The 20,919-nt window shown below is 44.6% G+C and carries 24 protein-coding genes; 20 read left to right on the forward strand and 4 right to left on the reverse strand.

The window, feature by feature from the left end; translation table 11 throughout:
* Nucleotides 1–12 precede the first annotated feature (12 nt).
* From Pas1_RS00560 to hisD, 4 genes are read left to right on the forward strand one after another with little or no spacing between them, the layout of a single operon-like run.
* Nucleotides 13–258 carry a BolA family protein gene (locus Pas1_RS00560; protein WP_112202677.1) on the forward strand — a complete coding sequence of 82 codons (246 nt, stop codon included), beginning with the start codon at nt 13–15 and terminating at the stop codon, nt 256–258.
* On the forward strand, nt 251–1,525 hold the full coding sequence (gene murA / locus Pas1_RS00565; protein ID WP_112294180.1) for a UDP-N-acetylglucosamine 1-carboxyvinyltransferase: 1,275 nt from the start codon (nt 251–253) through the stop codon (nt 1,523–1,525). Before Pas1_RS00560 ends, murA begins: the two co-directional genes overlap by 8 nt.
* Before the next feature lie 20 nt (nt 1,526–1,545).
* On the forward strand, nt 1,546–2,172 hold the full coding sequence (gene hisG, locus Pas1_RS00570; protein ID WP_112236999.1) for an ATP phosphoribosyltransferase: 627 nt from the start codon (nt 1,546–1,548) through the stop codon (nt 2,170–2,172).
* A 3-nt stretch (nt 2,173–2,175) separates the two neighbouring features.
* Nucleotides 2,176–3,498, forward strand: coding sequence for a histidinol dehydrogenase (gene hisD / locus Pas1_RS00575; RefSeq protein ID WP_112294181.1), 1,323 nt, complete (start codon nt 2,176–2,178; stop codon nt 3,496–3,498).
* 5 nt (nt 3,499–3,503) lie between these two features.
* Here the strand turns inward: hisD and hisC are convergent, their stop codons facing one another.
* On the reverse strand, nt 3,504–4,571 hold the full coding sequence (gene hisC / locus Pas1_RS00580; RefSeq protein ID WP_112294182.1) for a histidinol-phosphate transaminase: 1,068 nt from the start codon (nt 4,569–4,571) through the stop codon (nt 3,504–3,506).
* 127 nt (nt 4,572–4,698) lie between these two features.
* Between hisC and hisB the strand changes: the two genes are divergently transcribed.
* The 10 genes from hisB to tatC are packed head-to-tail and all read left to right on the forward strand — an operon-like array spanning nt 4,699 to nt 10,284.
* Complete coding sequence (gene hisB / locus Pas1_RS00585; RefSeq protein ID WP_112202687.1) at nt 4,699–5,286, forward strand: imidazoleglycerol-phosphate dehydratase HisB; 588 nt, start codon at nt 4,699–4,701, stop codon at nt 5,284–5,286.
* Nucleotides 5,287–5,334: 48 nt separating this feature from the next.
* On the forward strand, nt 5,335–5,991 hold the full coding sequence (gene hisH, locus Pas1_RS00590) for an imidazole glycerol phosphate synthase subunit HisH (RefSeq protein ID WP_112294183.1): 657 nt from the start codon (nt 5,335–5,337) through the stop codon (nt 5,989–5,991).
* Between the two features lie 8 nt (nt 5,992–5,999).
* Complete coding sequence (hisA, locus tag Pas1_RS00595) at nt 6,000–6,761, forward strand: 1-(5-phosphoribosyl)-5-[(5-phosphoribosylamino)methylideneamino]imidazole-4-carboxamide isomerase (protein ID WP_112294184.1); 762 nt, start codon at nt 6,000–6,002, stop codon at nt 6,759–6,761.
* 5 nt (nt 6,762–6,766) lie between these two features.
* Nucleotides 6,767–7,525, forward strand: coding sequence for an imidazole glycerol phosphate synthase subunit HisF (gene hisF, locus Pas1_RS00600; protein ID WP_112294185.1), 759 nt, complete (start codon nt 6,767–6,769; stop codon nt 7,523–7,525).
* A gap of 15 nt (nt 7,526–7,540) precedes the next feature.
* On the forward strand, nt 7,541–7,942 hold the full coding sequence (hisI, locus tag Pas1_RS00605) for a phosphoribosyl-AMP cyclohydrolase (RefSeq protein WP_112202695.1): 402 nt from the start codon (nt 7,541–7,543) through the stop codon (nt 7,940–7,942).
* Nucleotides 7,943–7,975: 33 nt separating this feature from the next.
* Nucleotides 7,976–8,377, forward strand: a complete 402-nt coding sequence (locus Pas1_RS00610; RefSeq protein ID WP_112294186.1) for a phosphoribosyl-ATP diphosphatase — start codon at nt 7,976–7,978, stop codon at nt 8,375–8,377.
* 5 nt (nt 8,378–8,382) lie between these two features.
* Nucleotides 8,383–8,739, forward strand: a complete 357-nt coding sequence (locus Pas1_RS00615) for a histidine triad nucleotide-binding protein (protein WP_112202699.1) — start codon at nt 8,383–8,385, stop codon at nt 8,737–8,739.
* A gap of 16 nt (nt 8,740–8,755) precedes the next feature.
* Nucleotides 8,756–8,977: a Sec-independent protein translocase subunit TatA gene (tatA, locus tag Pas1_RS00620; protein WP_112202701.1), complete on the forward strand. Its 222-nt coding sequence runs from the start codon at nt 8,756–8,758 to the stop codon at nt 8,975–8,977.
* Nucleotides 8,978–9,000: 23 nt separating this feature from the next.
* Nucleotides 9,001–9,483: a Sec-independent protein translocase protein TatB gene (tatB, locus tag Pas1_RS00625; RefSeq protein ID WP_112237013.1), complete on the forward strand. Its 483-nt coding sequence runs from the start codon at nt 9,001–9,003 to the stop codon at nt 9,481–9,483.
* Nucleotides 9,484–9,498: 15 nt separating this feature from the next.
* Nucleotides 9,499–10,284: a twin-arginine translocase subunit TatC gene (gene tatC, locus Pas1_RS00630; protein WP_112294187.1), complete on the forward strand. Its 786-nt coding sequence runs from the start codon at nt 9,499–9,501 to the stop codon at nt 10,282–10,284.
* Here tatC and Pas1_RS00635 read toward each other — a convergent pair.
* A complete protein-coding gene (locus Pas1_RS00635; RefSeq protein ID WP_112294188.1) occupies nt 10,251–11,717 on the reverse strand; it encodes a tetratricopeptide repeat protein in 1,467 nt (488 codons plus the stop codon). The genes tatC and Pas1_RS00635 overlap by 34 nt on opposite strands.
* A 207-nt stretch (nt 11,718–11,924) precedes the next feature.
* Between Pas1_RS00635 and Pas1_RS00645 the strand changes: the two genes are divergently transcribed.
* Both Pas1_RS00645 and Pas1_RS00650 read left to right on the forward strand, forming a co-directional pair.
* Nucleotides 11,925–13,337 (forward strand): porin, encoded by a 1,413-nt coding sequence (locus tag Pas1_RS00645; RefSeq protein WP_112294190.1) that lies wholly within the window; start codon nt 11,925–11,927, stop codon nt 13,335–13,337.
* A 148-nt stretch (nt 13,338–13,485) separates the two neighbouring features.
* A complete protein-coding gene (locus Pas1_RS00650; protein WP_158525975.1) occupies nt 13,486–15,687 on the forward strand; it encodes a tetratricopeptide repeat protein in 2,202 nt (733 codons plus the stop codon).
* On the opposite strand, the gene Pas1_RS00655 is transcribed toward Pas1_RS00650, so the two are convergent.
* Nucleotides 15,684–16,847 carry a trypsin-like peptidase domain-containing protein gene (locus Pas1_RS00655; protein ID WP_112294192.1) on the reverse strand — a complete coding sequence of 388 codons (1,164 nt, stop codon included), beginning with the start codon at nt 16,845–16,847 and terminating at the stop codon, nt 15,684–15,686. The two genes, Pas1_RS00650 and Pas1_RS00655, sit on opposite strands and share 4 nt — an antisense overlap.
* Nucleotides 16,848–16,868: 21 nt before the next feature.
* Complete coding sequence (mscL, locus tag Pas1_RS00660; RefSeq protein WP_112202729.1) at nt 16,869–17,291, reverse strand: large conductance mechanosensitive channel protein MscL; 423 nt, start codon at nt 17,289–17,291, stop codon at nt 16,869–16,871.
* 139 nt (nt 17,292–17,430) lie between these two features.
* Here mscL and petA point away from each other — a divergent pair, with 139 nt between their 5' ends.
* The 4 genes from petA to Pas1_RS00680 are packed head-to-tail and all read left to right on the forward strand — an operon-like array spanning nt 17,431 to nt 20,916.
* The gene (gene petA / locus Pas1_RS00665; protein WP_112208722.1) at nt 17,431–18,033 is read left to right on the forward strand and encodes a ubiquinol-cytochrome c reductase iron-sulfur subunit; all 603 of its coding nucleotides are present in this window, start codon (nt 17,431–17,433) and stop codon (nt 18,031–18,033) included.
* A gap of 10 nt (nt 18,034–18,043) precedes the next feature.
* Nucleotides 18,044–19,444 carry a cytochrome b gene (locus Pas1_RS00670; RefSeq protein WP_112202733.1) on the forward strand — a complete coding sequence of 467 codons (1,401 nt, stop codon included), beginning with the start codon at nt 18,044–18,046 and terminating at the stop codon, nt 19,442–19,444.
* Nucleotides 19,445–19,475: 31 nt separating this feature from the next.
* Nucleotides 19,476–20,249, forward strand: a complete 774-nt coding sequence (locus Pas1_RS00675; RefSeq protein WP_112294193.1) for a cytochrome c1 — start codon at nt 19,476–19,478, stop codon at nt 20,247–20,249.
* 55 nt (nt 20,250–20,304) lie between these two features.
* A complete protein-coding gene (locus tag Pas1_RS00680) occupies nt 20,305–20,916 on the forward strand; it encodes a glutathione S-transferase N-terminal domain-containing protein (RefSeq protein WP_062307169.1) in 612 nt (203 codons plus the stop codon).
* The last annotated feature ends 3 nt before the right edge of the window (nt 20,917–20,919 follow it).

Here is a 20,919-nt window from a genome sequence, read left to right on the forward strand (position 1 = left end):
TAGGAGAGTGTGATGTTGCCAACCCCCGAGCAAATTGAAAGCTATATCAAGCAAGGAATTGCTTGTTCTCACATCCAGGTTGAAGGGGATGGCCAACACTTCTTTGCCACGATTGTGAGCCCAGACTTTGCGGGAAAGCGTTTGGTACAACGTCACCAGTTGGTGTATGCGGCGATGGGCGATCGCATGAAAGCAGAAGTCCACGCGCTTTCGATTAAAGCGTTTACCCCTGAAGAGTTTGAGCAGAGTCATGGATAAACTCCGTATGCTAGGTGGTACCCCGCTAAAAGGTGAGGTTGTCATAGCGGGAGCTAAGAATGCCGCCCTCCCAATTTTGTGCGCCTGCCTGTTAACAGACCAAGCGATTACTTTGTGCAACGTTCCTGAATTACAAGATGTCAGAACCATGCTCAAGCTTTTACAAGAGATTGGGGTGACTGTTGAGTATCCCGATATCAATGATCGCACTCACTTAATACTCAATGCCGCCAATATTAAAAGCTCAGAGGCCACTTACGAGATGGTGAAAACGATGCGGGCTTCAATCTTAGTGCTGGGTCCATTATTGACGCGGATGCATAGCGCCAAAGTCTCATTACCTGGAGGCTGCGCCATCGGTGCTCGTCCTGTTGATCAGCACATCAAAGGTTTAAAGGCGATGGGTGCAACGATCAAGATTAAAAGTGGTTACATTCAGGCAGAGACTAAGCCACCGCTTAATCGTTTGTTAGGTGCATCGATTGTGACCGACATGATCACGGTGACCGGCACAGAAAACTTATTGATGGCTGCGACTCTTGCCTCAGGAACTACAGTTTTGGAAAATGCAGCGCGTGAGCCAGAGGTCAGTGATCTTGCAGAACTGCTTGTGAAGATGGGCGCCAAAATAACCGGTATTGGTAGTGATCGCTTAGTGATTGAGGGTGTTGAAAGTTTGCATAGTGCAGAGCACTCTGTCATTCCTGATCGGATTGAGGCGGGTACATTCCTGTGTGCAGTAGCTGCTGCTGGCGGAGAAATCACTTTGAAACACTGCCGCCCAGACACACTTGATGCTGTGATTGTTAAGCTTAAGGAAGCAGGCTTGATAGTAGAGACAGGATCTGATTGGATAAAAGCAACGATGCAGTCTCGTCCTAAAGCAGTGAGCTTTCGGACCTCAGAGTACCCAGCTTTTCCAACCGATATGCAGGCTCAACTCATGGCGGTCAATGCGATTGCCTCCGGTAGCGCCAGCATTACTGAAACCATTTTTGAAAATCGCTTTATGCACGTGCAAGAGCTCAACCGCTTGGGTGCAGATATTGCGATTGAGGGTAATACCGCGATTGCTCAGGGTGTAGAAAAGCTATCCGGAGCCATTGTGATGGCCACCGACCTTCGGGCTTCGGCAAGCTTAGTCATTGCTGGCTTGGCTGCCCAAGGGGAAACTCAGGTTGACCGGATTTATCACCTGGACCGGGGTTATGACCGTATGGAGCAAAAGTTGACCCTCCTAGGAGCCAACATTCAGCGCGTCAAGTAAGGCTGATGGATAATTAGTCCATGAAGCTGACTCTAGCCCTCTCAAAAGGGCGCATTTTCGAAGAAACCGCAGAGATCTTGTCCAAGGTCGGCATTCGGCCGCTGGAAGATCCGGAGAAGTCACGCAAACTCATTATTGAAACTTCCAAGCCGGATGTGCGCTTAATTATTGTGCGCGCCTCAGACGTGCCAACCTATGTCCAATTTGGCGGCGCTGACTTTGGGGTGGCTGGCCTCGATATTTTGATGGAAAAGGGTGTTGATGGTTTGTACGTGCCGTTCGATCTAAATATTGCTAAGTGCCGCATGTCAGTAGCAGTGCGCGAAGGATTTGACTATGCAGCAGCCGTTAAGCAAGGCTCACGCTTACGAGTGGCCACAAAGTATGTCAATTGCGCACGTGAACACTTTGCCAATAAAGGTGTACACATCGATACGATTCAGCTATATGGCTCGATGGAGTTAGCGCCCTTAGTGGGTTTAGCAGATGCAATTGTAGATCTGGTATCCACAGGAAATACTTTGCGGGCAAATGGTTTGGTAGAAGTTGAACCTATTACCGATATCAGCGCTCGTCTTATCGTCAATCAAGCTTCCTATAAACGGAAGCGTGATCAACTGCAGCCCTTTTTTGAGCAATTGAAGTAAAAAATGAGTGCAGCAATTCCAATTCAGCGTCTGAGTAGTCAAGATGCGAATTTCAAACCAAAATTACTCGCCAGCCTATCTTTACCGATGGCTGATGATGCAGCGATCGATATAGCGGTAGTCAATATTCTGAAACAGGTGCAGTCTGAGGGCGATATCGCCATCCTGAACTTTACAAAGCAGTTTGATCGCTTAAATGTTAATAGCGTGGCTCAGCTAGAGATTTCAAAAAAAGATCTTGAACAAGCTTATCTTCAATTAAGTCCAGAGCAAAAAAGTGCCTTAGATATTGCTGCACAAAGAGTTCGGGCTTATCACGAGCAACAAAGAAAAGAAGCAGGTTGCCATTCTTGGGAATATACCGAGAAAGACGGGACACGATTAGGACAAAAAGTTACGCCGCTTGATCGGGTTGGTATTTATGTCCCTGGTGGTAAAGCTGCCTACCCTTCCTCAGTGTTGATGAATGCCATACCTGCCAAGGTTGCTGGGGTTCAAGAGGTCATCATGGTGGTGCCCACTCCCGATGGTGCACGCAATTCTTTAGTATTGGCTGCCGCATGGATTGCAGGAGTTGATCGGGTCTTTACGATTGGTGGAGCGCAAGCAGTTGCGGCTTTGGCTTATGGCACTAAAACGATTCCTTCGGTCGATAAGATTGTTGGTCCTGGTAATGCGTATGTGGCCGCTGCTAAGCGCAGAGTATTTGGTACCGTAGGCATCGATATGATTGCTGGCCCATCTGAAATTCTGATTCTGTGTGATGGCACGATTGATCCTGATTGGATTGCGATGGATTTATTCTCACAAGCCGAGCATGATGAATTGGCTCAATCGATTTTGCTGTGTCCTGATGCAACTTTTATCGAAAAAGTACAAGCTAGCATTAATAAGCTTTTGCCTGAGATGCCCAGAAAGCAAGTCATCGAGACTTCATTGAAGAACCGCGCTTTACTCATCCAAGTAAAAGATATGAATGAGGCTTGTGATATAGCCAATGCTATTGCAGCTGAGCACTTAGAGATTTGTGCGGCTAATCCTCGCCAGTGGGCTGAGAAAATTCGTCATGCGGGCGCAATTTTTATGGGTAACTACACCAGTGAATCTCTTGGTGATTATTGCGCTGGACCCAATCACGTATTACCAACCGCTCGTACGGCTCGCTTTTCTTCTCCCTTGGGCGTTTACGATTTCATCAAACGTTCAAGCATGATTGAGGTGAGCGAAGCAGGCGCCCAGACCTTGGGGCAAGTAGCCAGCACCCTGGCTCATGGTGAGGGTCTGCAGGCACATGCACGTGCAGCAGAGATGCGTCTCAAGAAGTAGTAAAACTAATTCAGGATTTCTTGAAGTACTTTGAGCAGTTTTTGGGACTGCTCATCTGTCCCAATCGTGATCCGCAGGAACTCAGTGATACGGGGGTTTTTAAAGTGGCGCACGATAATGCCGCGCTCACGAAGCTCTTGATAAAGTTTCTCACCAGCGCTCTTGGGGTGACGTGTCAGAATGAAGTTCGCGCTTGAAGGCAAGGTCTCAAAACCCAAATCGCTGAGTGCTTTGATTAATTGCTCGCGTGTCTGCATGACTTTGGCACAGGTACGCTCAAGATAGGCTTGATCTTCAATCGCTGCAAGTGCTCCAGCCTGAGCAAGTTGACCCAATGGATAGGAGTTAAAACTATTTTTGACTCTTTCAAGACCCGCAATTAAATCAGGGTGACCTACTGCAAAGCCGACGCGAAGACCAGCTAAGGCGCGTGATTTGGAGAGGGTGTGTACTACGAGTAAATTTTCTGGACAAATGGGTCCGCGCAGAAGCGGAATAGAAGACTCAGTTCCGTAATCTACATAGGCTTCATCAATCACTAAAACAGAATCACGATTTTTGCCAAGAAGCGTTTCAATCTCTATGCGGGGAATAGATCTACCAGTTGGGGCATTGGGATTGGGGAAGATAATTCCACCATTGGGAATTTGATAGCTCGCAGTGTTGATCTCAAATTGAGGGCCCAATGGAATAGTTTGATATTCAATTCCATACAGCTTGCAATAGACGGGATAGAAGCTGTAAGTGATGTCTGGAAAAAGAATGGGTGCTTTTTGCTTGAAGAGCGCTAAAAAAATATGTGCCAGAACTTCATCCGACCCATTGCCCACGAATACTTGATTTGTATTTAAGCCATGCAGTTTGGCAATTGCAGCCTTGAGAAGATTGCTCTCGGGATCGGGGTACAGTCGGAGGTCTTCAGTGGTTTGGTTTTGAATGGCTGCCAGTGCCTTAGGCGAGGGGCCATAAGGACTCTCGTTCGTATTGAGCTTAACCAAGCGCTGCATTTGTAGCTGCTCACCCGGAACATAGGGTGTGAGGGTTTCAACAACAGGGCTCCAAAAACGGCTCATGGGGTACTCAAGTCAATCGTTAAAAGTTAAATTCTGGGTCAAACCCGTTAATCGCGCTATTTCTATATCGAATAGGAATGATATTATGGGGCTTCATTCAACACTTCGCCTCACGGCGCTTTGAAGTATGCGGCAAGCTGACGTTACCCGAAACACTTCGGAAACCAAAATCGAGATCTCCATTAATTTGGATGGAACCGGCAAGGCTGAATTAGCCTCGGGCGTCCCCTTTTTGGACCATATGCTTGACCAGATTGCACGTCACGGAATGATTGACCTCAAAGTGATCGCTAAGGGTGATACCCATATTGATGATCACCATACTGTCGAAGATGTTGGCATCACCTTGGGCCAAGCTTTTGCCAAAGCGGTTGGTGATAAAACCGGCATCACCCGTTATGGCCACTCTTATGTTCCCTTGGATGAAACTTTATCTAGAGTCGTCATTGATTTTTCTGGACGCCCTGGCTTAGAATTTAACGTACCCTTTACTCGTGCGCGAGTAGGTGATTTTGATGTCGATCTGAGCATTGAGTTTTTCCGTGGCTTTGTCAATCATGCCGGAGTAACTTTGCACATCGATAACATTCGGGGCATTAATGCTCACCACCAAATTGAAACGGTCTTTAAGGCCTTTGGCCGTGCTTTAAGAATGGCCTTAGCCATTGATCCCCGCGCTTCCGGGGCCGTTCCCTCAACCAAAGGCAGCCTCTAATCCAGGGCACTTGCTGGGTCGAAGACTAAACAGAAAATAGGTTAAAAGTTGGCGCAAATCATTGCGATCGTTGATTACGGAATGGGCAATCTCCGTTCCGTGTATCAAGCCTTTCATCATGTTGCGCCGGACGCCAAGATTTTGCTGACCCAGCGGCCTGAAGAAATCGCGCAAGCCCACAGGGTGGTTCTACCTGGTCAGGGTGCGATGCCCGACTGCATGAAACAGTTAAAAGACTCCGGCTTGTTAGAAGCAGTATTAGACGCCGCCAAAAATAAGCCTTTGTTGGGTGTCTGCGTTGGTGAGCAAATGCTCTTTGATCAAAGCGCTGAGACTCGCCCTGGTTCTTCTCTCACCCCTTGCTTGGGCCTGATTCCTGGAGAAGTCCGTCGTTTTGAATTACAAGGCCAAAAACAAGCAGATGGTTCAGATTTCAAGGTTCCCCACATGGGCTGGAATCAAGTGCGCCAAGATATTGCTCACCCACTTTGGGCGGACATTCCAGATCTGACCAGCTTCTACTTTGTCCACAGCTACTATGTCGTGCCAAAAGAGGTGAAAAATATAGCCGGTTCAACCGAGTACGGGAATTGGTTTACTTCTGCGGTAACGCGAGATAATATTTTTGCTACGCAGTTTCATCCAGAAAAGAGTGCAGAATATGGACTGCGACTGTATAAAAACTTTGTTTCCTGGCAACCTTAAATTTTGACATGCTGCTGATTCCTGCAATTGACTTAAAAGATGGCCACTGCGTCCGCTTGGAGCAGGGCGATATGGATAAGGCTACGGTATTTTCGGAAGATCCCGCTGCGATGGCAAAACATTGGATTTCTAAAGGGGCACGCCGTCTGCACTTGGTTGATCTCAATGGCGCCTTTGCTGGTAAGTTAAAAAATGAATCCGCAATTAAAGCGATTATCAAAGCAGTGGGTGATGAGATCCCCGTTCAGTTGGGTGGCGGTATTCGAGATCTAGAAACAATCGAGCGTTTGCTCGATGATGGAATTAGTACCGTCATTATTGGTACAGCCGCGGTGAAAAATCCAGGCTTCTTGCAAGATGCTTGCACTGCATTCCCTGGCCACATCATGGTCGGATTGGATGCGCGTGATGGCAAGGTGGCTACTGATGGTTGGAGCAAGATCACTGGTCATGAAGTGATTGATCTGGGTAAAAAATTCGAGGACTATGGCGCTGAAGCAATCATCTACACAGACATTGGTCGAGATGGCATGCTCAAGGGTGTGAACTTAGAAGCAACAGTCAAGCTAGCTCAAGCAGTGCGTATCCCGGTGATAGCAAGTGGCGGACTCTCTAACAACAAAGACATTGAAGCACTCTGCGCAGCAGAAGAAGAGGGCGTAATGGGTGTGATTGCGGGCCGCTCGATTTATGCTGGTGATCTTGATCTCACCGCTGCGCAAAAATACGCTGATGAGATGACACTTAAATACGCTAAGAAAATTAGTTAATAACAGTGCTCACCAAAAGAATTATTCCTTGCCTAGACGTGACAGCCGGTCGCGTCGTTAAAGGCGTTAATTTTGTTGGCCTGCGCGATGCTGGAGATCCTGTTGAGATTGCGCGTCGTTATGACATCCAGGGCGCAGATGAGCTCACTTTCTTAGACATCACTGCGACATCCGATGGTCGCGATCTGATTTTGCACATCATTGAAGATGTTGCCTCACAAGTATTTATTCCGCTGACGGTGGGCGGCGGAGTACGTCAAGTATCAGATGTACGTCGTTTACTCAATGCCGGCGCCGATAAAGTCAGTATGAATTCTTCCGCAGTAGCCAATCCTGATTTAGTTTCTGACGCATCCGCCCACTATGGCTCTCAATGCATTGTGGTCGCGATCGATGCCAAACAAACTCCAAGCGGTACTTGGGAAGTATTTACCCATGGTGGTAGAACGGCAACGGGGATTGATGTTGTGGCTTGGGCTAAAGAAGTGACCGAGCGTGGCGCTGGAGAAATTCTTTTAACCAGTATGAATCGCGATGGCAGCAAAGATGGTTTTGATTTGGAGCTCACTGCCGCTGTTAGTAAAGCAGTGAGCGTGCCTGTAATTGCTTCTGGCGGCGTTGGCAATCTTCAGCATTTAGTGGACGGCATTACCAAAGGGCATGCCGACGCCGTGCTAGCAGCAAGTATTTTTCATTACGGGGAATTTACGGTTGGGCAAGCAAAAGAATATATGGCGGCTCAAGGAATCCCGGTGCGCATTTAGCAGTAAAGTAAGGCCATGAGCACATTTACCCCAAATCAATCTTTGCAAGCGGATGGCTGGCTGGATGCTATTTCCTGGAATGAGCAAAGCCTAGTGCCAGTCATTGCCCAAGAAGTGGGCAGTAAAGATGTCTTAATGATGGCCTGGATGAATCGGGATGCTTTGCTAGAGACTTTGCGCTTAGGCGAAGCTATCTATTGGAGTCGCTCTAGACAGAAGCTGTGGCACAAAGGAGAAGAGTCTGGCCATACCCAAAAAGTGAGAGAAATTCGCTTGGATTGTGATGGCGATACGATTTTGCTTTTAGTGGAGCAAAAAGACGGCATTGCTTGCCATAGAGGTGAGCATAGCTGTTTCTTCCTCAATTGGGATAGTGCTAAATCGGCCTGGGTGGATGAGTCTAAAGCCGCTAAGTAAGCCCTGGCCCTGTAAAAGACATAAAATTAAGGCATGAATAATTCAGCAAAATCAGGATCAGGTTTGGATTCGGCTTTAGCCTATCTGGCTGATGTTGTGGATCAGCGCCGTGAGGCATTTAAGGCCGGTCAGATCGATCCCAAGACTTCCTATACTGCTTTGCTCTTCTCGAAGGGCGATGATGGGATTTTGAAAAAAATTGGTGAAGAGGCAACTGAAGCAGTGATGGCTGCTAAAGACTCTCGTCAATCACAGCTGGCAGCAGAGCAACAAAAACGCTTAGTTGGTGAAATGGCCGATCTTTGGTTTCATTGCCTGATTGCACTATCTCAATTTGGTTTGCGTCCCGAAGATGTCATTGCTGAGCTCGATCGCCGCTTGGGAACTTCTGGCATTGAAGAGAAGGCTGCCAGAAAAGCGACTGGCCAAGAGTAAAGCTGATGAGTCACGATCCCAATTGCCTATTTTGTAAGATCGCCCAAGGTTTGATTCCTTCACAAAAGGTGTATGAAGATGAAGAAATCTTTGCTTTTAAGGACATTAATCCTGGGGCGCCAATTCATTTTTTAATCATTCCTAAAAAACATATGCCAATGTTAGAGTCGGCTCAGGCTGAAGATGCCCCTTTGCTCGGTAGAATGATGGAATTAGCACCTCGTCTTGCAAAAGAGCAGGGCTGTCGTCCCGGAAAAGATGGCGGCTTTAGAGTGATGGTCAATAATGGCGCAGATGGTGGGCAAGAGGTCTATCACCTGCATTTACATGTTTTGGGCGGTCCACGCCCCTGGAAAAAATAATCCAAGGAGAAAAGTGATGGGTTCATTCAGTATTTGGCATTGGTTAATCGTGTTGGTCATTGTGATGTTAGTCTTTGGTACCAAAAAATTACGCAATATCGGACAAGATCTTGGGGGCGCAGTAAAGGGCTTTAAAGATGGTATGAATAGCGCCGACGCTACGAAAGAGCAAATCCCCTCAGGCGGAGCAACTACAGACAAGACTGTAGATGTGCAAGCTAAAGATCTGAATAAGTAAGCATTTAATATCAATGAGCGCTCATGATTGATCTTGGAGTTTCAAAACTTGCGCTCATTGCGGTAGTCGCCTTAATTGTGGTGGGCCCTGAGCGCCTCCCAAAAGTGGCCCGCGTTGCTGGCAATTTATTTGGACGTGCACAGCGTTACATGTCTGAAGTGAAATCTGAAGTCAACCGTCAAATGGAGATGGAAGAGTTCAGAAAAATACGGGAAGAAAGTACTGCAGTACTCAAAGAGGTTGAGAACAGTATTCATTCGACCGCTCAAGAAGTCACTACCCATCTGAGTGATCAAGCTGATCTGGGTTTAGCAAGCTCAACGAGTTTTGACTCGATTCCCAATGAGCAAGATGTCATTCGGAAGACGCAGCGTCAAGGCAGGAATAGTTGGGCAAATAAACGCGCAGCTAGACCTTTATGGTTCAAACGTTCTTCAGGCATTCGGGCAAGGGTGCAATCGGGCGCCGCCAGAATGAAACGTTTTCATCACAGCGCTAGTAAGTAATTCTTTTATTTCCCCATGACTGAAAACCACTCTACTGAAGATTCAGGATTACAAGAATCCTTTCTCTCCCATTTATTTGAGTTACGCGATCGCATCATTAAGGCCGGCTTGGCAGTGATCGTCGTATTTGCTTGCTTGGTGTACTGGGCCCCAGATATTTTTCATCTATTTGCACAGCCTCTACTCAATGCGCTGCCTGCTGGTGGAAAAATGATTGTGACTGATGTAACGGGCTCTTTCTTTGTGCCGATGAAGGTCACTATGTTGGCTGCATTCATGATTGCCTTACCGGTGGTGATGTACCAGCTGTGGGCATTTATTGCGCCTGGTCTTTATATACACGAGCGGAAATTAATTCTGCCTTTGGTCGTGAGTAGTTATACGCTATTCATTGTTGGTATGGCTTTTGCTTACTTCTTAGTATTTCCAACCGTCTTTAAATTCATGGCAAGCTATAACGCGCCGCTCGGTGCGGAGATGTCTACTGATATTGATAACTACCTGAGTTTTGCTATGACCAGTTTCTTAGCGTTTGGAATTACTTTTGAAGTACCTGTGGTCGTCGTGGTATTGGTGCGCATGGGCATGGTCACCTTGGCAAAGTTAAAAGAGATTCGTCCTTATGTGATTGTGGGCGCTTTCATTATTGCTGCTGTTGTAACGCCCCCAGATGTGCTGTCCCAGTTATTGCTAGCGATACCGATGATCGTGCTCTATGAGATCGGGCTTTTAGCCGCTCGCCTATACGTACCTAAAGACAAAGAAGATCAGACCAGCCCTGCATCGGATTCATCGATTTGACGTTTAGTAATGTTGGTATTTAACCAGGCAGTCACTCGATCGAATCGATAGCGTCTTTGTCTTAGATTACCTTCTTGATCTAAAGCAGTTCCAGAAAACGCCTTACCAGCAGCAAGCAAGCTACGGCGTTGACTGATTGTTTCAATCTGAATCAGTCTAGGTAATATTTTTGGTAACTCCCAACGAATATCAACCACTACACAATGCTCATGTTGTAGCTGACTGACTTCACAGAGCAGTAACTCAGCCTTGCTCATCTGAAATTGATTGGCGATGATGATGCGATGGCACATCAGGATCCATTCTTCATCGAGCTTATGTTCAGCGTGATGATTTAATGCATGATCTGCAAGGAGGGCAAGTTCATACCAGTCATTGCGTTTTGGATTTGGCACGCTCTCTAGAATTTTCTGTAGAAGCTCGGTCGCTTCAGCGACCCCTTGTTGCTGCGCTTGCCAAATCCAATAGGATGCTTGCAGACCACGGACCGGCTCTTCGATTTTTTCTCGCTTGCGCCACAAGTTAGCTCCTTTCCGAAACTGAGCTTGCGCATGCCCCAAGTCGGCAGCTCTATCAAAGCAGCGATCACTTTCTGTTGCACTGTAACCAGAAAACTGAGGGCGCCGATAAATTTCTCCTAGAGCAAACCAAGCATCTCGATCACCATCTTTAGCAGCAAGCTCTAGCCAGTAAGCCGCTTTTTTGAGAGAAGCGTTCGATTTGCCACCCTCTATTTTTTCAGCTTGGCCTATTTGATCAATACGAGCTAAACGCAAACCCAGTGTGAGCTTAGCAACAGTGAGCCCTAATTCGGCAGAGCGATGCAAAGCTTCTTCATTATTTTGCTCAAGCCAAGAGTCCCACAATGATGAGAGGGTTTGATTTTTGGGTTGAAGTTTAATTAGCAGCTCTTTAGCTAAATGGGTAAAAGCTGATTCAGAATCAGCAAGCTCTTGTAAATATTGTTTAGCCAGCTCTTGAAGCTCTTCAAAGTTGAGCGCAGATACTTTGTTGTTTGAAGCCAAAGTGTTTTTACTCTTAAGCCACTGCTCAACTTGCCCTTGCAATGCCTCGTTTGAGGGGTTAATTAGTAGATTGGCCAGTTGCCACTTTGCGCTGGCGCTATTGGCGTGACTTAGCTCCCAAAAAATATCCCAGGCAAATCCAAAAGAGGGCGATTGAAGGGTTTCTGATAACGGAATCTGGGTAATTTGCTCGTAAAGTTTGGATACCTCACCAACTTCTGAGGATTTTTTCTCAAGAGATTGATTTTTAAGGCTTAAATAGCATTTTTCTAGCCAAATTAGGGCATTACCAGGCTGAATTGGGGTTTTAAAGGATCCAGTAAGGTAAGCGGATGCGAGTTTTTGTTGCGCGAATACATCACCCAAACGGGCTGAGCTGAGGATTTTTAAGAATTCGCGACTTGCCATATGACAATTTTGTCATTCAAGGGCATAAAAAGACAGAAAACAAAGGTCTTGTTGTCGAGATACAACGAAGAAAGCCAAAAAAGCCCCTTTTGACAAGCAAAAAGAGCCTCTAAATACCCTTGTACCCAGTCTAGCAAGGCAAAACCAGCAAAATTCATAGGTCCCAGTTTTCTTGGGCATTACTTTCAATTTATGGAGATTTAAAGAATGAAAAAATCGCTATTCGCACTCGCAGCCATTGGTGCAGTTGCTGGCTCAGCGCAAGCTCAGTCCAGCGTAACTGTTTACGGCATTTTGGACTTAGGATACGTTGGTTCAAATACTTCAGCCGCTAATCAAGCCTCTACATCTAATGCTTATAACGCAACTACAAACCCACTCGCTAACAGCGTTGTCAAAACAACAACAGGTGGTTTTGCAGACGGTGCAGAATCATCTTCCCGACTTGGCTTCAAAGGAAATGAAGACTTGGGCGGCGGTTTATCAGCATTCTTTACTATTGAAACAGCTCTAACACCAAATCAACAAAATGCTATTTCAGCAAGCACCGGCACTGCTAACCGCCAAACCTTTGCTGGTTTGAAAAAGGCTGGTGTAGGCCAATTTGCATTTGGTACCCAATACACCACTATCCATAATGCTGTGGCTGCAACTGATCCTGGTATGCAGAACAACATGATGGGTAACGTGATTTATGATAAGTTCTCGGGCATCGGTGCTTCACAGGGTAACCAGGCAGTTGGTAGTGCGGTTGGTGCTTCGGCAACTCAAGCTGGTAACTTTAACTACTCAGGAATGCAGAACAACACCTCATATACCGTTCGTGCAAACAACATGCTGAGCCTAGAAACTGATACATTCTCAGGGTTCAAAGGCAAAGCTTTCGCTGTAATGGACGGCAATACAGCTTCTCAATACACCACACCATCTGGGACAAATACCAACTCCATTGGAGCTGGCTATGCTGGTGGTCAGAGTTCACATACTGCATGGGGCTTAGGCGTAGATTACACATGGCAAAAATTATTGGTTACAGCCAACTACCAAGCTTTCACCGATAAGAACCCCTATAACGCAAACTCAAACGGTGCTTACAGTACTGGCGCACCTATTCAAAATGGTTGGGGCGGCACAAGCGTTTTGGGTACAAATGCAAAAGATGTACAACAGTACTATGCAAGTACATATGACTTTGGAATCTTGAAAGCTTATGTTCAGTACATCAATCGTAAGACATCAGATGTTAATAATGCAACAGCTTATGTGGCTCGCACAGCTTCACAAATTGGTGTTCGCTCATTTGTTACCCCAACCATTGAAAGTTGGGCAAGTGTTGGTATGGGTAACTATACTGTTTCAAACGGTGCACAAGGCAATTCATTTGTTAACAATGCGCCTGTAAAAGCATCAGAATTAGCTGCCGTTACGTCGGGACAGAGCAACACAGCTAAATTTAGAGCATTCCAGTTGGGTACGAACTACTGGTTGAGCAAGCGTACGAATTTGTATGCAATTTACGGTCAGCAAAGCCAATCTAACCAAACGCTCTCTCAATACACTGTTAACCCAGTATCCTATAACATGAACAACTATGCTGTAGGTATGCGTCATACTTTTTAATGCAACGCTAGCCTAGGCTAGCCAAAGAAGCAAAAGTGAAACCCCGCTGTGGAAACGCAGCGGGGTTTTTTCTATACCTATAAACAGCGCACTAAAAACAATGCTAAGAAAAGTATACGGTTTTAATCAAACTGAATACAATCCCAACATGATCAGTTCAATTAATTTATTCCTTCACCAGGCAGTAGAGGCATACCAGAGAGGAAATTACTCTGGAGCAGAGGTAATGCTAAAGAGAATTCTTGAGGTCGACCAAAAAAATTTCGGCGCTTTATGTATTTTGGGACTAATTAACGCAACACAGTTTAAGTATCGCAAGGCGGTGGAGTACTTCAAAAAAGCTGAAATTATTAATCCAAATGATTTACTAAACCTAAAAAATTTAGGCGCAGCCTTGATTGATTCTGGTGAAAATAAGGAAGGTCTGAAACGTTACAAAAAAATAGTTCAGATTGCCCCCCTAGATTCCGAGGCATGGTTCAAGTTAGGAATAACATATGGACAGCTTGGAGAGAGTCTAAATGCACTGCAAGCGCTGGAAGAGTCAATATCTCTTCAAGACAATAATTCAGACGCGTGGTACTTTAAAGGGGTGGTACTTAAAGATCTGGGGCGTGAATCTGAAGCCCTATTGGCATACGAAAAGACTATAGAATTAAACACTGTGAATTCGCTAGCTTGGAATGGTAAAGGCGGGATTTTGTATTTAAAAAATAATCTTAAAGATGCCTTAGCCTGTTTTGATAAATCTATTTCGATTAACCCTAATAACCCTTTGGTTTGGTATAACAAAGGTTCAGTTTTAAGTGAACTCAAAAAGTATAAGAATGCAATTGAATCCTTCAATAAAGCGATACTCCTAGATGAGAATTTTGTAAAGGCAAGGTGCGACAAAGGATCTGCTTTAGCATTGCAAAAAGATTACCAGGATGCAGTTTCTTGTTTTGAGGAAACAATGAAATTGCAGATTGACCATGAATATTTACTTGGTAACTACATACATACAAAATTACAAATAGCAGATTGGAAAAATCTCACTCGTGATATTGAGAATTTGATTAATAAAATAGATACAAATGAAAAAGTGATCACACCCTTTTTCGCACTTTCAGTATTTGATAGGCCAGAACTACATAAAAAAATTGCAAAACAGTGGATAAAAAACAAATTTCCTAGTAAAAATTTCATTGCTCCAATTGCAAATAAACATGAAAAAATAAGATTAGGTTATTTTTCTGCTGATTACAGAGAACATCCAGTTGCATACTTAACCTCCGAATTATTTTTGTTGCATGACAGAGAGAAATTTGAAGTATTTGCATTTTCTCTTTCTGCCGCCGAGTCGAAGGATCCTGTGCGTACTGAACTTAAGAGGAATTTTGACCACTTCCTTGATCTAGAGAATCATTCAGCAACAGAAATAGCTCAGTTGGCCAGAGAATTAGAAATAGATATAGCAATTGATTTGGGTGGACATACTCAAGATTCAAAAACTGGAATTTTTGCAAATCGGGCCGCACCAATACAAGTTAATTATCTAGGATATCCAGGAACAATGGGAGCCGAATATATAGATTATATTGTGGCGGATACAACAATCATCCCGGATTATAGTAGAGTTCACTATGAGGAAAAAATTCTTTATATGCCGAACTCTTTCATGATTGATAACTCTAGTAGAGTTCCATCTACAAGGAATTTCACAAGAGCTGAATTAGGATTACCAGAAAATGCGTTCGTATACTGCTGCTTTAACAATGGCTATAAATTTAATCTACAGCAACTTGAAGACTGGGTAGAAATTTTAAAGGCTGTTGATAATAGTGTTCTGTGGTTATCTGAGAATAATGAATTTTTTAAAATTAATATTCTAAATAACTTCTCAAAATTTAAAATTAAATCTGATCGCATAATTTTTGCCAGCAGGTTAGATGCTATAGATGACCATTTGGCAAGATGTAAAATTGCAGACTTATTTTTAGATACCCATCCATACAATGCTCATGCAACAGCGATTGATGCACTAAAGGCAGGAGTACCATTAATTACTTATACTGGAAATGCTTTTGCTGGCAGAGTCGCAGCAAGCCTTTTAAAGGCCTGTGATATGTCTGACCTTATCACTCATTCAAGACAAGAATATATTAATCTGGCGATAAAGATGGCAACTGATAAAGATTATTTTTTGAAAATAAAAACTAAGTTAAATGAGAATATTTCTAGTGGTCCATTGTTCAGTACAAAAAAATTTGTAAAATATCTCGAGAGAGCATATCTAATTATTTATGAACGCTACTTGTTTGGCATGACGCCCGATCACATTATGATCGATGGCTCAAAGAGCTCTTAAGTTTTTTGTTTAGGGCGCTTGCCAATTCGAAAACTAAGATTTAATTCTTTCGAGTTTCGAATTAATTTGAAATCTACAGCATCGCCTGGATTTAATTCAGATACTTTATTAAGAAGATCTCCAATATCTCTAACCGTGACATTATTAACTTCAAGAATAATATCTTTGGGGTTCATACCGCCACGATCTGCTGGGCCACCTTCAAGCACCGCAGAGACTAAAATTCCTTCAGTATTTTTAGGCAGTCTCATCAAGTTAATTAACTCATGAGAAAGATTCTGAGGCTCAATACCAATCCATCCTCTAGTCACGCCCCCCGTTTTAAGAATGGACTGCATGACTTGTTTGACTAAATTGATGGGGATTGCAAAACCAATACCCATCGAGCCTCCATTGTTCGAGTAGATCGCGGTATTGATTCCAATGAGATTGCCGCGAGTATCAATCAAGGCCCCACCAGAATTTCCAGGATTAATTGCTGCATCTGTTTGAATAAAGTTTTCAAAGGTATTAATCCCTACGTGATCTCTACCCATTGCCGAGACTATTCCGGAGGTAACAGTTTCTCCTACTCCAAATGGGTTGCCAATAGCCAATACAACATCGCCAACATGAACTGAATTTACATTACCAAGGGTAATTGGATTGGGTAATTGTTTTGCATCTATTTTTAGGACTGCAATATCGGTTTCGGGGTCGCTACCAATAATTTTCGCTTTATATTTTCTGCCATCGTAAAGGGCAATATCAATATCATCTGCGTCCCTGATGACATGATGATTGGTCAGAATTACACCTTCTGGACTCACTATTACTCCAGAGCCTAGACTGGAAATTGGCTCGGCATCCGGAGTGTCTCCAAAGAAAAATTGATTGAACGGATCCGATTTTTTATTTTTGTCTTTTCGTGCTAACGGCTGCTTGGTACTTTTGCTTGTGAAGATATTCACAACCGCGGGCATCGATTTTTTCACTGCCTCATGATAGGAGCCCGGATTTGGACTTGATACATCATCTCTCTCTTTGAGAGTAACACTATCGACAATAGTCGTAACATTTGCACCTGCTAGCCATTCTGGTTTGAGCGTAATCAGCACAAACCAAACTGCTATGAGGATAGTTACAGCTTGGGCAAATAGAAGCCACAGTCGATTCAGCATAGGTTTTAAATTCTTTAAGAATTATTTTTTTAGGCTGTCTCGAATCTCTCTTAGCAACACAATATCTTCAGGTGTTGGTGGGGGAGGGGGCGCATCGGCTACCCGAATCTTGTTTACGACTTTCACCATTTGAAAGATCACAAAAGCCAGCAAAATAAAATTGATCGAAATGGTAATGAAATTACCGTAGGCAAAGATGGGGACACCTGCCTTTTTCAGGGCGTCATAGGTTCTGGGGACGTTATCCGGGACACTTCCCAGGACAATAAACAGGTTAGTAAAGTCGATATGACCGCCTAAAAGGGTCGAGATGACCGGCATCACGATGTCATTGACCAGGGAATCGACGATTTTGCCAAAAGCCCCGCCAATAATGACACCAACGGCTAAATCGATCACGCTCCCCTTGACCGCAAAGTCCCGAAATTCCTTTAAAACACCCATAATTGCCTTTCTTTCTCTGCCAATTGTGCCTACCCGAAGATTAACCCCAGATCTTTCTTCATCAACCCACTTTTTACTTTAAAATCCTACCTTTAAGCAATTTTCACTATTAAACGCGTCTTTTGAGGATTTTTTGTAAATGAGTGACAAGCCCAGTATGGACAAGGATCGCCGCCAATGGCTGATCGCTACTTCGGCAGTGGGAGGCGTTGGTGCCGCTGCAGCCCTTTACCCCTTTATTGACAGTTTTGAGCCTTCTGAGCGCGCTAAGGCCGCTGGCGCAGCTGTTGAGATTGATATCTCTGGCATGAAGCCAGACGAGATGAGAACCATAGAGTGGCGCGGTAAGCCAGTCTGGGTGATTCGTCGGACTGAAGCTCAATTGGCTGAGTTACCTCAAAATGACCCCAATTTGGCTGACCCAGAGTCCAAGCGTAATCAAGCCGAATTGACCCCGCCCTATGCTCGTAATGAATGGCGCTCCATTAAACCTGAATACCTTGTCGTAGTCGGTATTTGCACCCATTTGGGCTGCTCACCCTCTGCTAAGTTTGATGCAGGTCCTCAGCCCTCTTTGCCAAATACTTGGCCAGGCGGCTTCCTTTGCCCATGTCATGGTTCTACCTTTGATATGGCAGGTCGTGTTTACAAAAATAAACCAGCCCCAGATAACCTTGAAGTACCGCCCCATATGTATTTGAGCGATACCAAGATTCTGATTGGCGATGATAAGAAGGCCTAAGGAGAAATAAATGGCATTCCATGAAAAAGAAGTTCCTGCAAACGCATCTGCTGGTGAAAAAGTTTTAGCCTGGGTAGACTCACGCCTTCCGGTAACTGAAGCGTTTAAGCGTCATATGAGTGAGTACTATGCGCCTAAGAATCTCAATTTTTTCTACATCTTCGGCGCACTAGCGATTGTTGTTTTAGCAATTCAGATTACTACCGGTATTTTCTTGGTAATGAACTACAAACCAGATGCTGCCAAGGCGTTTGAGTCTGTGGAATACATCATGCGCGAAGTACCATGGGGCTGGGTCATACGTTATATGCACTCCACTGGCGCCTCAATGTTCTTTGTCGTGGTGTACATGCACATGTTCCGTGGCTTGATCTACGGTTCTTATCGCAAGCCCCGTGAATTGATTTGGATTTTTGGTTGCGCAATTTTCTTATGCTTGATGGGTGAGGCTTTCTTTGGCTACTTGCTCCCATGGGGTCAAATGTCTTATTGGGGTGCTCAGGTTATTGTGAACTTGTTCTCCGCTATCCCATTGATCGGCCCAGATCTCTCCCTGTGGCTGCGTGGTGATTATGTCGTTGGTGATGCAACGCTGAACCGTTTCTTTGCATTTCACGTAGTAGCGATTCCATTGGTACTCATTGGTTTAGTAGCCGCACACATTTTGGCATTGCATGAAGTTGGCTCAAACAATCCTGACGGCGTAGAAATCAAAAATACACTTGATGCGCAAGGCCATCCTGTTGATGGAATTCCTTTCCATCCCTTTTACTCTGTACACGATGTGATGTACTTGGGCGGTTTCTTGATGATCTTTGCCTTGATTGTTTTCTTTGCACCTGAGATGGGTGGCTACTTCTTAGAGGCCAACAACTTCATCCCTGCAAACCCATTGCAAACACCCCCACACATTGCCCCAGTTTGGTATTTCACGCCGTTCTATTCCATGCTGCGTGCAACTACTAGTAACTTCTTGTTGCCATTGTGGATTTTCTTGGCTGTGATTTTGCTAATGTTTGCAAAGATGGCTAAGACCTGGAAGACCAAAGGAATTTGTCTGTTGATCTTGGTTGTATTGGCGGTTGGCTTTAAATTCTTAGACGCGAAGTTCTGGGGTGTGGTGATTATGGGTGGTTCAGTAGTGATCATGTTCTTCCTGCCATGGCTTGATCACTCCCCCGTGAAGTCAATTCGTTATCGCCCACAATTTCACAAATACATTTATGGAATTTTCGTAGTGAGCTTTGTGATTTTGGGCTACTTGGGTATTCAGCCACCATCACCTACTTATGAAAAGATTTCTCAGGTTTGTACCATTTACTATCTGGGCTTTTTCTTGGGAATGCCGTTCTGGAGCAAGCTGGGCAAATTTAAGCCAGTTCCATCACGGGTGACTTTTGAAGCGCATTAATTCAGATACCAGAGAGACATTAGGAACAAGTATGAAACAGATTCTGCAAACCTTGAAAAGCCTCTGCCAAGCCAGTCTGCTGGTAGCAGCTTTGGGAATGAGTGTTAATGTAAGCGCAAATGAAGGCGGCTTTCCATTAGATGCTGCGCCAAATCGTGTCAGCAATAACGCTTCTTTGCAAAATGGCGCAAAACTATTTGTCAATTATTGTTTTGGTTGCCATTCTGCGACCAGCGTTCGTTATAACCGGATGCGCGATATTGGTCTGACAGATCAGCAAATTAAAGACAATTTAATTTTGACTGATGCCAAGGTTGGCGATTTGATGACGATTGCAATGTCGCCAAAAGATGCTAAGGTCTGGTTTGGCAAAGTCCCACCAGATCTTTCTGTAGAAGCTAGAGCTCGCGGTACCGATTGGCTCTATACCTATTTGCGTACTTTCTATAAAGACGATGAGCGTCCAACTGGCTGGAATAACCTTGTGTATCCAAACGTTGGCATGCCCCATGTGTTATGGCAATTGCAAGGTCAGCGTGCCGCGAAGTTTGAAGAGCGTAAAGACCCACATGATGAGTCTAGAACTGAAAAGGTATTCGTAGGCTTTGAGCAGTTAACTCCAGGCACAATGAGTGCTCAAGATTACGACGACAATATTGCCGATTTAGTTTCATTCATGTCTTGGATGGCTGAACCTGTGCAACTCGAGCGTAAGCGTTTAGGTGTGATTGTTCTCTTATTCCTAGCCGTCTTTACCTTGTTTGCTTGGCGCTTGAATAAGGCTTATTGGAAAGATATCCACTAAGATCCGAACTGAATTTAAAGTAGTACTGTGAAGTGTTGATTAAGGAAATTTATTTATGATGGTGTTGTACTCGGGTACTAATTGCCCATTCTCGCAACGCTGCCGTCTAGTGCTTTTTGAAAAAGGCATGGACTTTGAAATTCGTGATGTCGACTTGTTTAATAAGCCAGAAGATATCTCGGTAATGAACCCTTACGGCCAAGTTCCAATCTTGGTTGAGCGTGATCTCATTTTGTATGAATCAAACATCATCAATGAATACATTGATGAGCGTTTTCCTCATCCACAATTGATGCCGCCAGATCCAGTTGCTCGTGCACGTGCACGCCTCTTTCTTTTCAATTTTGAGAAAGAACTGTTCGTCCACGTTGCCGCTCTAGAAAATGAAAAAGGTAAGGCAGCAGAAAAGGTTCACGAGAAGGCTCGCCTAGCTATTCGTGATCGCTTGACTCAGTTGGCCCCAATTTTTGTGAAGAACAAATATATGCTCGGTGAAGAGTTCTCAATGCTAGACGTAGCTATTGCGCCTTTATTGTGGCGTCTTGAGCATTACGGTATTGATCTTTCTAGAAACGCAGCTGCGCTATTGAAATACGCAGAACGAATCTTTAGCAGACCGGCCTATATCGAGGCATTAACGCCTTCAGAAAAGGTCATGCGCCGCTAAGCG

Source organism: Polynucleobacter paneuropaeus, from assembly GCF_003261235.1.
Lineage (GTDB): Bacteria > Pseudomonadota > Gammaproteobacteria > Burkholderiales > Burkholderiaceae > Polynucleobacter > Polynucleobacter paneuropaeus.

What these genes read in the sequence shown, in the direction of transcription:
- Pas1_RS00560 (WP_112202677.1), top strand. Translation starts at nt 13, where the DNA reads ATGTTGCCAACCCCCGAGCAAATTGAAAGCTATATCAAGCAAGGAATT.
- murA (WP_112294180.1), top strand. Translation starts at nt 251, where the DNA reads ATGGATAAACTCCGTATGCTAGGTGGTACCCCGCTAAAAGGTGAGGTT.
- hisG (WP_112236999.1), top strand. Translation starts at nt 1,546, where the DNA reads ATGAAGCTGACTCTAGCCCTCTCAAAAGGGCGCATTTTCGAAGAAACC.
- hisD (WP_112294181.1), top strand. Translation starts at nt 2,176, where the DNA reads ATGAGTGCAGCAATTCCAATTCAGCGTCTGAGTAGTCAAGATGCGAAT.
- hisC (WP_112294182.1), bottom strand. Translation starts at nt 4,571, where the DNA reads ATGAGCCGTTTTTGGAGCCCTGTTGTTGAAACCCTCACACCCTATGTT.
- hisB (WP_112202687.1), top strand. Translation starts at nt 4,699, where the DNA reads ATGCGGCAAGCTGACGTTACCCGAAACACTTCGGAAACCAAAATCGAG.
- hisA (WP_112294184.1), top strand. Translation starts at nt 6,000, where the DNA reads ATGCTGCTGATTCCTGCAATTGACTTAAAAGATGGCCACTGCGTCCGC.
- hisI (WP_112202695.1), top strand. Translation starts at nt 7,541, where the DNA reads ATGAGCACATTTACCCCAAATCAATCTTTGCAAGCGGATGGCTGGCTG.
- Pas1_RS00610 (WP_112294186.1), top strand. Translation starts at nt 7,976, where the DNA reads ATGAATAATTCAGCAAAATCAGGATCAGGTTTGGATTCGGCTTTAGCC.
- Pas1_RS00615 (WP_112202699.1), top strand. Translation starts at nt 8,383, where the DNA reads ATGAGTCACGATCCCAATTGCCTATTTTGTAAGATCGCCCAAGGTTTG.
- tatA (WP_112202701.1), top strand. Translation starts at nt 8,756, where the DNA reads ATGGGTTCATTCAGTATTTGGCATTGGTTAATCGTGTTGGTCATTGTG.
- tatB (WP_112237013.1), top strand. Translation starts at nt 9,001, where the DNA reads ATGATTGATCTTGGAGTTTCAAAACTTGCGCTCATTGCGGTAGTCGCC.
- tatC (WP_112294187.1), top strand. Translation starts at nt 9,499, where the DNA reads ATGACTGAAAACCACTCTACTGAAGATTCAGGATTACAAGAATCCTTT.
- Pas1_RS00635 (WP_112294188.1), bottom strand. Translation starts at nt 11,717, where the DNA reads ATGGCAAGTCGCGAATTCTTAAAAATCCTCAGCTCAGCCCGTTTGGGT.
- Pas1_RS00645 (WP_112294190.1), top strand. Translation starts at nt 11,925, where the DNA reads ATGAAAAAATCGCTATTCGCACTCGCAGCCATTGGTGCAGTTGCTGGC.
- Pas1_RS00650 (WP_158525975.1), top strand. Translation starts at nt 13,486, where the DNA reads ATGATCAGTTCAATTAATTTATTCCTTCACCAGGCAGTAGAGGCATAC.
- Pas1_RS00655 (WP_112294192.1), bottom strand. Translation starts at nt 16,847, where the DNA reads ATGCTGAATCGACTGTGGCTTCTATTTGCCCAAGCTGTAACTATCCTC.
- mscL (WP_112202729.1), bottom strand. Translation starts at nt 17,291, where the DNA reads ATGGGTGTTTTAAAGGAATTTCGGGACTTTGCGGTCAAGGGGAGCGTG.
- petA (WP_112208722.1), top strand. Translation starts at nt 17,431, where the DNA reads ATGAGTGACAAGCCCAGTATGGACAAGGATCGCCGCCAATGGCTGATC.
- Pas1_RS00670 (WP_112202733.1), top strand. Translation starts at nt 18,044, where the DNA reads ATGGCATTCCATGAAAAAGAAGTTCCTGCAAACGCATCTGCTGGTGAA.
- Pas1_RS00675 (WP_112294193.1), top strand. Translation starts at nt 19,476, where the DNA reads ATGAAACAGATTCTGCAAACCTTGAAAAGCCTCTGCCAAGCCAGTCTG.
- Pas1_RS00680 (WP_062307169.1), top strand. Translation starts at nt 20,305, where the DNA reads ATGATGGTGTTGTACTCGGGTACTAATTGCCCATTCTCGCAACGCTGC.